The 13,207-nt window shown below is 66.0% G+C and carries 10 protein-coding genes; 7 read left to right on the forward strand and 3 right to left on the reverse strand.

Annotated elements, in window-relative coordinates; all coding sequences use genetic code 11:
- Positions 1-103 precede the first annotated feature (103 nt).
- From HGB51_RS06090 to HGB51_RS06105, 4 genes are all read left to right on the forward strand, one after another.
- Positions 104-994, forward strand: coding sequence for a M23 family metallopeptidase (locus HGB51_RS06090; protein ID WP_070209205.1), 891 nt, complete (start codon positions 104-106; stop codon positions 992-994).
- Positions 995-1,069: 75 nt separating this feature from the next.
- Positions 1,070-2,674, forward strand: a complete 1,605-nt coding sequence (locus HGB51_RS06095) for a peptide chain release factor 3 (RefSeq protein ID WP_070209206.1) — start codon at positions 1,070-1,072, stop codon at positions 2,672-2,674.
- Between the two features lie 93 nt (positions 2,675-2,767).
- Positions 2,768-3,400, forward strand: a complete 633-nt coding sequence (gene trhA / locus HGB51_RS06100) for a PAQR family membrane homeostasis protein TrhA (RefSeq protein ID WP_070209207.1) — start codon at positions 2,768-2,770, stop codon at positions 3,398-3,400.
- A 186-nt stretch (positions 3,401-3,586) separates the two neighbouring features.
- Positions 3,587-5,566, forward strand: coding sequence for an AsmA family protein (locus HGB51_RS06105; RefSeq protein WP_070209208.1), 1,980 nt, complete (start codon positions 3,587-3,589; stop codon positions 5,564-5,566).
- A 292-nt stretch (positions 5,567-5,858) separates the two neighbouring features.
- Here the strand turns inward: HGB51_RS06105 and HGB51_RS06110 are convergent, their stop codons facing one another.
- From HGB51_RS06110 to mtgA, 3 genes are read right to left on the reverse strand one after another with little or no spacing between them, the layout of a single operon-like run.
- Entirely contained in the window at positions 5,859-6,290 is a 432-nt protein-coding gene (locus tag HGB51_RS06110) for a CBS domain-containing protein (protein WP_070209209.1), read from the reverse strand.
- Positions 6,250-7,269, reverse strand: a complete 1,020-nt coding sequence (locus tag HGB51_RS06115; protein WP_070209210.1) for a glycosyltransferase family 2 protein — start codon at positions 7,267-7,269, stop codon at positions 6,250-6,252. The genes HGB51_RS06110 and HGB51_RS06115 overlap by 41 nt, the downstream gene beginning before the upstream one ends.
- 6 nt (positions 7,270-7,275) lie before the next feature.
- Positions 7,276-8,025, reverse strand: a complete 750-nt coding sequence (mtgA, locus tag HGB51_RS06120; protein ID WP_070209211.1) for a monofunctional biosynthetic peptidoglycan transglycosylase — start codon at positions 8,023-8,025, stop codon at positions 7,276-7,278.
- A gap of 83 nt (positions 8,026-8,108) precedes the next feature.
- Here mtgA and hslO point away from each other — a divergent pair, with 83 nt between their 5' ends.
- The 3 genes from hslO (at position 8,109) to HGB51_RS06135 (ending at position 13,118) form a co-directional block, all read left to right on the forward strand.
- Entirely contained in the window at positions 8,109-9,002 is an 894-nt protein-coding gene (gene hslO / locus HGB51_RS06125; protein WP_070209212.1) for an Hsp33 family molecular chaperone HslO, read from the forward strand.
- Between the two features lie 167 nt (positions 9,003-9,169).
- Positions 9,170-9,994 (forward strand): XOO1806 family protein, encoded by an 825-nt coding sequence (locus HGB51_RS06130; RefSeq protein WP_171966817.1) that lies wholly within the window; start codon positions 9,170-9,172, stop codon positions 9,992-9,994.
- A 355-nt stretch (positions 9,995-10,349) separates the two neighbouring features.
- On the forward strand, positions 10,350-13,118 hold the full coding sequence (locus HGB51_RS06135) for a TonB-dependent receptor (protein WP_171966758.1): 2,769 nt from the start codon (positions 10,350-10,352) through the stop codon (positions 13,116-13,118).
- The last annotated feature ends 89 nt before the right edge of the window (positions 13,119-13,207 follow it).

The raw sequence follows: 13,207 nt of genomic DNA on the forward strand, positions 1-13,207 counted from the left end.
CCACGATGCCAGCGCTTTCGGCCGATGTCAATCCTTTCATCCGCATGAAGCGATATTTCATTTCCTCATGTAGAGTCCGCCGACCTTTCCGTGAAGATCGACGATGCGCCGGATCCTGCTGCTGCCGCTGCTGCTGTGCCCACTGCTGACCGCTGCAGCCGGCGCGGACCCGGCCGCCAGCTGGCGCAAGGGCTGGGGCCTGGTGCCCACGGCCGATGCGACGGCGCAGGGAACAGTGGGCGGGCCGTTGGCTTCCCTGACGCTGGAGGGCGGCGCCCCGCAGTGGCAGGCCCGGGTCGAGAACCACCTGGCCGGCCCGATCCAGGTGGCCCTGCGCCCCGGCGCCGGTGCCCCCGCGCTGCCCGGCCTGCCCCTGCAGACCGTGCTGCCAAGCTCGGCCAACATGGTGGTGGCCCGGCTGCAGCTGCCAGCGGATGCCCAGCGCCTGGACCTGCTGCTCGACGCCGTGCCCGGCGACCCGTCCGCACGGCCGCAGGACGTGGCCTACCGCCTGCCGTTCGATGCCAGGCGCTTCCAGGTGACCCAGGCGCCGCAGGGCCGTTTCAGCCATGGCGACGCCGAGAACCGCGACGCGGTGGACTTCGCCCTGCCCGAAGGCACGCCGGTGCTGGCCGCCCGCGCCGGCAAGGTGATGCAGGTCCAGGGCAATTTCAGCGCAAACGGCCAGGACCCGCTGCGCGACCGTGAGCGCGCCAACTTCATCCGGATCCTGCACGAAGACGGCAGCATGGCGGTGTATGCGCACCTGCGTGAGAACGGGGTGCTGGTGCGCAGCGGCCAGCGAGTGGAGGCCGGCCAGCGCATCGGCGTGTCCGGCAACACCGGCTTCAGTACCGCCCCGCACCTGCATTTCGTGGTCCAGGCCAATGTCGGCATGCAGCTGCGCTCGATCCCGGCCCGGATCGTGGCCCCACAGGGCGAGTTGCACTTCGCCCGTGAACAGGGCGATGCCGACCAGGCGGCCACGCCCTGACCCGCCGAGGCGTACAGCCCGGTATACTGATGGGCTTGTCTCTATGAATAGCGCCCCGGGCGGGCGCGTGCCGCCATGTCCGAAGTCGCCACCGAAGCTGCGCGCCGCCGCACTTTTGCCATCATCTCCCACCCTGACGCCGGCAAGACCACGCTGACCGAAAAGCTGCTGCTGTTCGGCGGTGCGATCCAGATGGCCGGCTCGGTGAAGGGCCGCAAGGCCGCCCGCCACGCCACCTCCGACTGGATGGCGCTGGAAAAGGAACGCGGCATCTCGGTCACCTCGTCGGTGATGCAGTTCCCGTACGAAGGCAAGATCGTCAACCTGCTCGACACCCCCGGCCACGCCGACTTCGGCGAGGACACCTACCGCGTGCTGACCGCGGTGGACTCGGCGCTGATGGTGATCGACGTGGCCAAGGGCGTGGAAGAGCGCACCATCAAGCTGATGGAAGTGTGCCGCCTGCGCGACACCCCGATCATGACCTTCATCAACAAGCTCGACCGCGAAGGCAAGGAGCCGATCGACCTGCTCGACGAGGTGGAGAGCGTGCTCGGCATCCAGTGCGCGCCGGTGACCTGGCCGATCGGCATGGGCCAGCGCCTGAAGGGCGTGGTGCACCTGATCTCCGGTGAGGTGCACCTGTACGAACAGGGCCGCAACTTCACCCGCCAGGACTCGACCATCTTCCCGTCGATCGACTCGCCGGGGCTGGCCGAGAAGATCGGCGAGCGCATGCTGGCCGACCTGCGCGACGAACTGGAACTGGTGCAGGGCGCCAGCCATCCGTTCGACCTGGAGGCCTACCGGGCCGGCAAGCAGACCCCGGTGTTCTTCGGCTCGGGCGTGAACAACTTCGGCGTACAGCCGCTGCTGGACTTCTTCGTCGAGCACGCGCCGCCGCCGCAGCCGCGCGAAACCACCGGGCGGGTGATTGCGCCGCAGGAAAACAAGCTGACCGGCTTCGTGTTCAAGATCCAGGCCAACATGGACCCGCAGCACCGCGACCGCGTGGCCTTCATGCGGGTCTGCTCGGGCCGTTTCACCGCCGGCATGAAGACCTTCCACGTGCGCAGCGGGAAGGACATGAAGCTGGCCAATGCGCTGACCTTCATGGCCAGCGACCGCGAGATCGCGGCCGAAGCGTGGCCGGGCGATGTGATCGGCATCCACAACCACGGCACCATCTCCATCGGCGACACCTTCACCGAAGGCGAAGCGGTGAGCTTCACCGGCATTCCGAACTTCGCCCCGGAACTGTTCCGCCGGGCGCGCCTGCGCGACCCGCTCAAGCTCAAGCAGCTGCAGAAGGGCCTGGCCCAGCTGTCCGAGGAAGGCGCCACCCAGTTCTTCCGCCCGCTGATGAGCAACGACCTGATCCTGGGCGCGGTCGGCGTGCTGCAGTTCGACGTGGCAGCGTACCGGCTCAAGGACGAGTACGGCGTGGAAGCGGTGTTCGAGCCGGTCAGCGTGACCACGGCGCGCTGGGTGACCTGCAGCAACGAGAAGAAGCTGGAAGAGTTCCGCGAGAAGAACGCGAACAACCTCAGCATCGACGCCGCCGGCCACCTGGTCTACCTGGCCCCGACCCGGGTCAACCTGCAGCTGGCCCAGGAGCGCGCGCCGGACGTCCGCTTCGCCGCCACCCGCGAGGCGGCGCACAGCATTTCGGTCGGCTGACCGGGTGTACCGGCGGTGGCGCGTGCACGCGCGCGCCATCGCGGCGATGATAGGGGGGAGCGGGCTCCCCCACCCCGCGCCACGATCATCGCCATGACCTCTGTTGCTTCCGTACGTGAAGAAATCGCCAGCGCCCTGACCCACGGGCTCGGCGCCGTTGCCGCGCTGGCCGGCAGCGCGGTCCTGATCACCCTGGCCGCCATCTATGGCGACGCCTGGCAGCTGGCCAGCGCCATCGTGTTCGGGGTGGCGCTGCTGCTGCTCTATACGGCCTCCACGCTGTACCACGCCATCCAGCACCCGGTCGCCAAGGGCCGGCTGAAGGTGTTCGACCACTGCGCGATCTACCTGCTGATCGCCGGCACCTACACCCCGTTCACCCTGATCGGCCTGCGCGGTCCGTGGGGCTGGGGCCTGTTCACCGCGATCTGGGCGCTGGCCCTGTTCGGAGTGGTGTTCAAGCTGTTCTACACAGGCCGCTTCAAGCTGCTCTCGACCCTGATCTACATCGCGATGGGCTGGATGGTGATCGTGGCGATCAAGCCGATGTGGTCATCAATCGACGGCTGGACGCTGGGTTGGCTGTTCGCCGGCGGGTTGTCGTACACGCTGGGCACGTATTTCTACCATCGCGAATCGATTCCGTACTCGCACGCGATCTGGCATCTGTTCGTGATCGGCGGCAGCGTTTGCCACTTTGTAGCGGTTACAGCACAGGTGCTGTGACCGCTACAAAGTGACGCCCAATCCTGCTGCGCAGGATCGGGCCCCGTGGCCATGCCTCCTATCCCTGCGCCTGTCGGCGCGCCCCCTTAACAGAAGGGGGCTTGCACGTTCTGAAGCACTCCTCGCTGACATCCTTGTTACGTCCGCTTCGCACCACCTGCACGATGGCCGGGTAAGGATGCGCGGGTGAATACTGAATCCGCTCAGGTTACGCCGCCCCCTTCCCGCCCGCGCTGGCGCCTGCGTCGTCCCGGTAAACGCGGGCAACGCTGGCTGGCCATCCTGGTGTTCCTGTTCGCGATGATCCTGTTGGTCATCGCGTTGTGGGACTGGAACTGGTTCAAGGGACCGGTGGAGCGGGCGGTGCAGGCCAAGACCGGGCGCGAGTTCCATATCGGCGGCAATCTGGATGTGGACCTGGGACGCACGCTGACGGTGCGCGCCGATGGGCTGACGTTCGCCAATGCGGAATGGTCGAAGACGCCGCGCATGGCCAGCGCCGACCGCGCCGAGATCGATCTGCGCGCGTGGCCGCTGCTGCGTGGCCAGATCCGTATTCCGGAAATCCGCCTGACCCGTCCGGACCTGCTGCTGGAAACGGCGCCGGGCAAGGACCAGCCGGGCAACTGGGATTTCCTGGGCCCGAGCGACGGTGAGCCGCCGGTGCTGCAGCGCCTGCTGGTGGACGACGGTCGGCTCAAGTTCCTGGATGCCGCAGGGAAGACGGACATCCTGGTGTCGCTCGACAGCGGCAAGCCGCGCAGTGCGGACAGCGCGCCGCCACTGTTGGTGAACGGCAAGGGCCGCTGGCAGGGCAATCCGTTCACGCTGGATGGCAACACGGAGTCGCCGCTGGAGCTGACCAACAGCGACCATCCGTTCCGGATCCATCTGGACGGGCGCGCGGGCGCCACGCGCGCGATCGCCAGCGGCACGCTGACCAACCCGTTCGCGCTGCGCACCTTCGACCTGGATTTCGCGCTCAGCGGCCAGGACATGGAGGACCTGTATCCGCTGATCGGGCTGGCGATTCCGTCCACTCCGCCGTATCGGTTGAAGGGGCGGCTGAAGCGCAACAACAATACATGGCGCTATGAGAATTTCACCGGGGTCGCGGGCGACAGCGACCTGGGTGGCACGGCGCAGATCGAGGTGGGTGGCGAGCGTCCGTTCCTCAAGGCGGACCTGGTGTCGAAGCGGCTGGACTTCGATGATCTTGCCGGCTTCATCGGCGCGCCGCCGAAGACGGGCGCGGGCGAATCGGCCAATGCGGAGCAGAAGGCGGAAGCGGCGGCGTTGGCAGCCAAGCCGACGGTGCTGCCGGATACGCCGTACGATCTGAGCAAGCTGCGCGCGATGGACGCGGATGTGAAGTGGAAGGCGCAGCGGATCAATTCGCCGAAGCTGCCGCTGGACGACATGGACGCGCACCTCAAGCTGGACGATGGCCTGCTGCGCCTGGAGCCGCTGAATTTCGGTGTGGCGGGCGGCGACATCCGCAGCACGATCCGGATGGACGCGCGCAAGCCGACGATTTCGACGCAGCTGAAGGCGAGTATCCGCAAGGTGCAGCTGGGTGGGCTGTTCCCCGATGCAAAGCTGGCCGAGCAGGCGTCGGGCGGGATCAGCGGGGAGATTGATCTTGCCGGCAACGGCAATTCCATCGCGGCGATGCTGGGCAGTTCGGACGGCAAGGTGGCGGTGGGCATGGGCCGTGGCCATATCGGCAATCTGCTGATGGAGCTGGCCGGCCTGGACGTGGCGGAGTCGCTGAAGTTCCTGTTCACCGGTGACAAGCAGATTCCGCTGCGCTGCGCGTGGGGCGATTTCGGCGTGCAGCGCGGGCTGATGACCTCGCAGCAGATGGCGTTCGACACCACCGATACGCTGGTGCTGGGCGAAGGCACCATCGACCTCAAGCAGGAAAAGCTCGACCTGCTGCTGCGCCCGCGGCCGAAGGACATCAGCATCCTGGCGCTGCGCTCGCCACTGCGCATCGGCGGCACCTTCAAGGACCCGTCGTTCCGCCCGGACTTCAAGGCGCTGGGCATCCGTGGTGCGATCGCGCTGACGCTGGGCAGCATCGCCCCGCCTGCTGCGCTGCTGGCCACCATCGAAACCGGCCCGGGCGAAGATTCGAATTGTGGTGGGCGGTACGCGAAGTAGAGCGCGCCTTGATTGGCTGCTTTTGAATCCAGGCGGGTAGAGCCGGGCCCTGCCCGGCTGCTGTTGGATTTGTGCGAACAGCCTTGTGCTGCGGGGTCTCCCTGGTCAGGGCCGTCGGGTGCGGGTTTAAGGAGCACTGCTGGCGAGGCACTGCCTCGCGTGCGACTGAACGCCCAATCGCCAGCGATTGGGCCGGGGCCCGGAGGGCGGTTCACGGCGTGTCCCGGAGCGGGGCTGCCCGGCGGCCGCCCCTGCACGTAGCACGGAGACGCTGCTCTTCGCGGGAGAGCAATCAGCCCGCAACGATGTACTGCTGCAACTGATCCAGCTTCTGGGCCTGTTCGTCGATAACCGACTTCACCAGATCGCCGATGGAGATCACGCCGATCACACCGCTGTTGTCCACCACCGGCAGATGGCGAATGCGGTAATCGGTGACCAGCTGCAGGCAATGCTCGACCTGCTCGGAAGGCGCTACCGTGACTACCTTCGCCGTCATGATCTCACTGACCTTCGTCGACTTCGACGAACGATCATGCAGCACGATCTTCCGCGCGTAATCGCGCTCGGAAAGGATGCCGACCAGCTGGCGGCCGTCCATCACCACGACCGCGCCGATTCCTTTTTCGGCCATCAGCCGGATCGCGTCGATTACCGCCGACTCCGGACCTACCGCGAATACCTCAGGGGACTTGCCTTCCAACAGCTGTCGTACCGTGGTCATCTCGCTGCCCTCCACCGATGGGATGCACCGCCGAGTCTGCCACGAACGGTGCATGCCAGGTGTCAACCAGGTACAGCGGCCGCTGCTTGGATTCCTCATACAGCCGGCCCAGGTATTCACCGATCAGGCCCAGCGCGATCAGCTGTACCCCGCCCAGGAACAGGATCACCGCCATCATCGTCGGATAGCCCGCCACGCGGTCGCCATACAGCGCCGCCTTCACCACCACCCACGCGCCGAACACGAACGCCGCGCTCGCCGTCAGCAGGCCCAGATAGGTCGCCGCCCGCAGCGGCGCGGTCGAAAAGCTGGTGATGCCCTCCAGCGCGAAATTCCACAGCTTCCAGAACCCGAACTTGGTGTCGCCCACCATCCGCGCGTGCCGGTGGTACGGCAGTGCCTTGCGCCGGAACCCGACCCAGCCGAACAGGCCCTTCATGAACCGGTGGCGTTCACGCAGCTGACCCAGCGCCTGCAGCGCGCGCGGCGACAGCAGCCGGAAATCGCCCGTGTCGGCCGGAATCGGCGTTTTCGACAAACGCCCGATCACCCGGTAGAACGCCGACGACGTGCCCCGCTTGAGCCAGGTCTCGCCATCGCGTTCCTGCCGCGTGCCGTAGATGTTGTCGTAGCCCTGCCGCCACAGCGCCACGAACTGCGGAATCAGTTCCGGCGGATCCTGGCCGTCGGCATCCAGGATCATCGCCGCGCCGCCATCGACGAAATCCAGCCCCGCGGTAAGCGCTGCCTCCTTGCCGAAATTGCGCGACAACCGCAGCAGCCCCACGCTGTCGTCGGCCGCTGCCAGCGCCTGCATTACCTGCCAGGTCGCATCGGTGCTGCCGTCGTCCACGTACACGATGCGGCATTCGATACCGTCCAGCCCATCCAGCACCGCGCGCAGCCGCGGGTGCAGCAGCGGCAGCGCCATCGCCTCGTTGTGCGCGGCAATCACCAGGGTCAGGCGTTCGTTGCACATGGCCGCTCAGTCCTCCTGCAGGTAGGCATCGCCGCCCAGCTGCCGTGCCTGGCGCTGGATCCAGTTCGCCCGGCGCTGCACGTAGGGCCCCGGTCGCGCCGCATTGTAGCGGCGCGGCGCCGGCAGTACCGCCGCCAGCTTCGCGCTTTCGGCCGGGGTCAGCTTGGCGGCGTCCTTGTTCCAGAACTGCCGCGACGCCGCCTGCGCACCGTAGATGCCATCGCCGAACTCGGCGATGTTGGCGTACATCTCCAGGATCCGCGACTTCGGCCACAGCGCCTCGATCAGCACCGTGTACCAGACCTCCAGCCCCTTGCGCACCCAGCTGCGGCCCTGCCAGAGGAACAGGTTCTTGGCCACCTGCTGGCTGATCGTGCTGGCCCCGCGCAGGCGCCCGCCGCGCGCGTTATGGTCGCGCGCCTTCTCGATCGCCTTCAGGTCGAAACCATTGTGCTCCGGGAAACGCTGGTCCTCGGCCGCCACCAGCGAAATCGGCAGGCTCGGTGCCATCTGGTCCAGGTCGCGCCATTGGTAATGCAGGCGGAAGCCCCAGTCGCGCTGGCCCAGCGCCTCCCCATAGCGCCACAGCATCACCGTCGACAGCGGCGGGTCGATGAAGCGCAGCACGGCCACCTGCAGCACGCTCCCGGCCACGAACAGCACCGGCAGCCACAACAGGTACTTCCAGCGCCAGCGGCGCCGACGCGACGGTTCCAGGCCCGGTTCGGCCTTGTGGTTGCTGCGCTCTGCCCCCATTACTGGTGCATCCTCTGCTTGCACGGTTGTCGGCGCATTATCCGGCAACACGCCCCCATTACTTAAGCGCAGCCACCGACCCGATGACCGCCCAGACCGATTCCCTGCTCCGATTCCTGCTCCCCGCTGCCGGTGTGCGCGGCGTGCACGTCCATCTTGACGCCAGCTGGCAGGAGATCCTGTCGCACGGCAGCTACCCGCCGGCCGCCGCCGAACTGCTGGGCGAGGCCTGCGTGGCCTCGGCGCTGTTCACCGGCCACACCAAGGTCGACGGCCGCCTCTCGATCCAGCTGCGCAGCAGCTCCCCCCTGCGCGCCCTGTTCGCCGAATGCACCGCCGCCGGCACCCTGCGCGGGATCGTCCAGCTCGCCGACGAAGGCGACGCCCCGCGCGACCTGACCACGCTGGGCGACGACGCCGTGCTGGCCGTCACCATCGAGAACCCGGGCCTGGACCCGCGCGAACCGCAGCGCTACCAGAGCCTGGTCGGGCTGGGTGCGGCCGCCCTGGACGAAGCCTTCGAGGACTACTTCCGCCAGTCCGAGCAGCTGCCGACCCGGCTGCTGCTGGCCAGCGACGGCACCCGCGCGGCCGGCCTGCTGCTGCAGAAGCTGCCCGGCGACGAAGGCGACAGCGACGGTTGGACCCGCGCCAGCGCCCTGTTCGAAACCCTGGGCAAGCAGGAACTGCTCGACGTGGCCGGGGACACCCTGCTGCTCCGTCTGTTCCATGAGGAGCAGGTGGAACTGCTGGGCGAGCGCGAGCTGCGTTTCGCCTGCTCCTGCTCGCGCGAGCGGGTCGAGGCCATGCTGCAGTCGCTGGGCGAGGAAGAAGCCCGTGCCGCCGCCGAGCCCACCGGCGCGGTTGAAATCCGTTGCGAATTTTGCGGACGGGAGTATCACTTTCCGTTGACGGAATTCGACATACTGTTCCACGACGCCGCCGTCTCCGTACCGGCTCCTGAACGGCTTCAGTAATCGTCACGCGAGTTTTGTTCTGGGGAGAACCAAGACTTGTTAAGCCACTACTTGTTAAGAAATCATAAACGCCCTAGGATCAGTGTCCCGCTTCGGCGGGAACTTGTGCTCATCGCTGCTGTCTGAGAGTTCCCATGCGTTCCCTTCTGCGTCTACCGCTGGCCCTGATGATCGCCCTCGCCGCGATCCCGGGCGCGCATGCGCAGTCCAAGGCCCGCCAGGACAGCACCGTGATTCCGGTCTGGAACAAGGGCAGCGGCAAGGTCGAAGCACTGCTCTACCTGGAGCCCACCGGCGAACAGGCGGCTGGCGCACGTTGGCATTTCGGGCGCAGCTCGCTGGACGCGGCCTTTGGCCTGTCCTCGGGCGACTCGCTTGGCCTGCTCTGCAACAGCAGCCGGGGCACCAGCATCAGCGGCCTGGCCAGTCATTGCATGCTGGCCAGCCTAGGCGACGATGACGACAACGGCCTGAGCCGTCGGGTCACCGGCACCGCCGCGTTCAACCGTCCCGGCGGTCGCCTCGGCATCACCGCGGGGACCGGCAAGGACACCCTTCCGGCCTGGCTGGCCGGCCCGAACAAGTCGCCGGCGCTGCGCGCCGAACAGAACGACCTCACCGTGTTCGGCCAGAAGAACATCGGCCGCGAAGGGTTCGTCTCCATCGGCGGTACCTACGCCAAGGCGCGCCTGGTGCCACTGTCGGACATGTCGCCCGCGCTGGTCGACCGCTGGGACAGCAAGAGCCTCACCCTGGGCGCCGGCTACGGCAACTTCAGCGGCAACATCATCGGCCGCGTGGTCGATGTGCCCGGACAGCCCGGCAAGTGGGAAGGCCTCGGCGTCGGCCTGACCTGGCGTACCCCCTGGAGCGGCCAGCTCACGGTGGGCGCGGAAAATGTGATCACCCGCGGCAAGAACCCGTTCGCGCCGCGAAACGAGAGCACCGACGAGGGCACCGTGCCCTACGTCCGCTACGAACAGGACCTTTAACCGCCTGCGCATGTCGCAGGTCGGACCCGAAAAGGCGCGCCCATGGCGCGCCTTTGTCGTTGTGGGGAACGCTGAACACGCCAACCTGATACAGAGCGTGACAAATCAACTGCAACTATTTTGCTAACATTTTATTAACAATTGGCCGACCTGACGCTTGCGACCTCTCCAGGCTGTTGATCCACAAGGACTTTGCCGAATTTCACACAGATCACAGACTTCATTAACGCTACTTTAATTCTTTCGAAGTGGCAGTTACTATCGAGTCAGCCTTGTGGTCTTTGGTGCTCTTCTTGGCACCGCCCCGGGCAAACACCCCAGTGAATACCCAAGATTCCCTTGGAGAGAGAGAGCAATGAACGTTAAGTCCAACAAGCTGCGTGATGCAGTGGTCGTTGCACTGGTCGTCGCGGCGGCCGGCAGTGCCACCGCGCAGGCGCAGGAAGCCGCCAATACGACCAACCTGGACCGTATCTCGGTCACCGGTTCGCGCATCAAGAGCACCGACATCGAAACCTCGCAGCCGGTGCTGAGCCTGAGCCGCGCGGACATCGACAAGCAGGGCGTGACCTCGGTCGCCGACGTGCTGCAGCGCGTTGCCGCCAACGGCGCTGCTCTGAACCGCACCTTCAACAACGGTGGCGACGGTTCGGCCGGCATCAGCCTGCGTAACCTCGGCAGCCAGCGCACCCTGGTGCTGGTCAACGGCCGCCGCTGGACCACCGGTCTGGACGGCAGCGTCGACCTGAACACCATCCCGGTGGCCATGGTCGAGCGCATCGACGTCCTGAAGGACGGCGCTTCCACCATCTACGGCTCGGATGCCATCGCCGGCGTGGTCAACATCGTGACCAAGCGCGACTTCGACGGCGCCGAGGCCAACTTCTACAAGGGCCAGTACAGTGCGGGCGACGGCGAGCGTGAAGCCGCCGACTTCGTGCTGGGCACCACCACCGACCGCGCGTCGGTGACCATTGGCGCCTCCTACGTCGACGAACGCGAAGTCATGGCCGGTGATCGCAAGATCTCCGCCGGTGGCCCGCCGTTCTTCAGCGGCCAGAGCGGCACCGGTATCCCGGGTTCGTACCTGCGCAACGGCACCCGCTACATCCTGCTCAACGGCGTTGAAACCCGTTTCAACACCAACCTGCACGGTTACAACACCGCGCCGGACAACTACCTGCTGACCCCGAACGAGCGTACCTCGCTGTTCGCCACCGGCTCGTTCAACATCACCGACAACGTCACCTTCCGCACGGAAGCGATGTACAACGAGCGCAAGTCCGAGCAGCTGCTGGCGGCCATGCCGGTCACCGGCCAGCGCCTCAGCGCGGACAGCATGTACAACCCGTTCGGCGTCGACCTGACCGGCGTGAATCGTCGTTTCAATGAAACCGGCGGCCGCTCGTTCAACCAGAACGTCAAGAACTGGCACTTCTACGGTGGCTTCGAAGGCTTCTTCGAATTCGCCGACCGTACCTTCGACTGGGACGTCGGCTACCGCTACGACAAGACCGACCAGAACGACCTGACCTACGGTCTGTTCAACGTCCAGAACCTGGCTGCGGCCTACGGCCCGTCGCGGATCGACCCGGTCACCGGCAACCCGGTCTGCGTCACCAGCCTGGGTGCCACCGGCACGATCATCCCGGGCTGCGCCCCGGTCAACCCGCTCGGCCCGGAAGGCTCGATCTCGCAGGCGGCGCTGGATTACACCTCGTTCACCGCGCATGACTCGTCCTCGCAGGTCTCGAAGGGCTACTACGCCAACATCTCCGGCACGATCGTTCCGCTGCCGGCCGGTGACCTGGCCTTCGCAGCCGGTTACGAGTACCGCAAGGAAAGCGGCCAGTTCGATCCGGACGCCTTCATCGCGGCCGGCCTGAGCACCGGCAACGGCGCCAGCCCGACCAAGGGTGGCTACGATCTGGACGAAGTGTTCCTGGAATTGTCGATCCCGGTCCTGGCTGACCTGCCGGGCGCCCAGCTGCTGGACTTCAGCGTGGCTACGCGCTACTCGAAGTACAGCAACTTCGGCAACACCACCAACAACAAGTTCGGGTTCCGCTGGAAGCCGATCGACGACCTGATGATCCGCGGTAACTACTCGGAAGGCTTCCGCGCGCCGAGCATCAACGATCTGTACCGCGGCGACACCGATTCGTTCGAAACCTACGCCGATCCCTGCGCCGCGGCCAACAACCCGACCGGCCAGGTCCTGGCGATCTGCCAGGCCCAGGGCGTTCCGGCTGGCCTGGTCCAGCCGAACACCGACGGCGAGCCGGGTCCGCTGCAGACTGCCGAGCCGTTCACCTGGCAGTCCAACCCGAACCTGAAGCCGGAAACCTCGACCAGCAAGACGCTGGGCCTGGTGTGGAGCCCGAGCTTCGTGACCGGCCTGAACGTCACGCTGGACTGGTGGCAGATCGAAATCGAAGACTCGATCACCCGTCCGTCGATCGACGACATCATGCAGCGCTGCTACAGCGGCACCGCGCAGGAACAGGCACAGTACTGCGGCCTGATCTTCCGTGATCCGAACTACGGTGCGACCAACGAGCATTACGCGATCACCAACGTCAACATGCCGCTGCTGAACCTGTCCTCGTACAACGTGGAAGGTTGGGATCTGGGCCTGGCGTACCGCATGCCGGAAACCTCGTTCGGTCAGTTCGCCATCACCTGGGACAGCACCTACCTGAGCAAGTGGGAAACCAAGGCAACGGCAGACTCGCTGGTTGATGGCCGTCAGGGTCGTTACCTGAACCAGGATCCGTACTGGCGCATCCGTTCCAACCTGTATGTCGACTGGTCCTTCAGCGACTTCGGTGTCAACTACGGCCTGCGTTACAAGTCCGGCATGACCGAAGACTGCTTCCTGGGCGGTGCTCTGAGCGGTTACTGCTCGGATCCGGAAGGCCAGAAGAACCACATCGGCGCGACCACCTACCACGACGTCCAGTTCCGCTACAACACCCCGTGGAACGGCACCATCATGGTGGGTCTGAACAACGTGTGGGACAAGCAGCCGCCGACCTCCTACTCGGTGTCGTACAACATGTTCGACCCGCAGTACGACCTGCCGGGCCGCTACTACTACATGCAGTACAAGCAGAAGTTCTGATCGATCCACTGATCGGTACGTAATGCAGCAACGGCCCCGCAAGGGGCCGTTGTTTTTTGTGCAGCGTTGCCGACGCAGCCAGTGCGCAG

It is taken from the genome of Stenotrophomonas bentonitica (assembly GCF_013185915.1).
GTDB classification, from domain to species: domain Bacteria; phylum Pseudomonadota; class Gammaproteobacteria; order Xanthomonadales; family Xanthomonadaceae; genus Stenotrophomonas; species Stenotrophomonas bentonitica.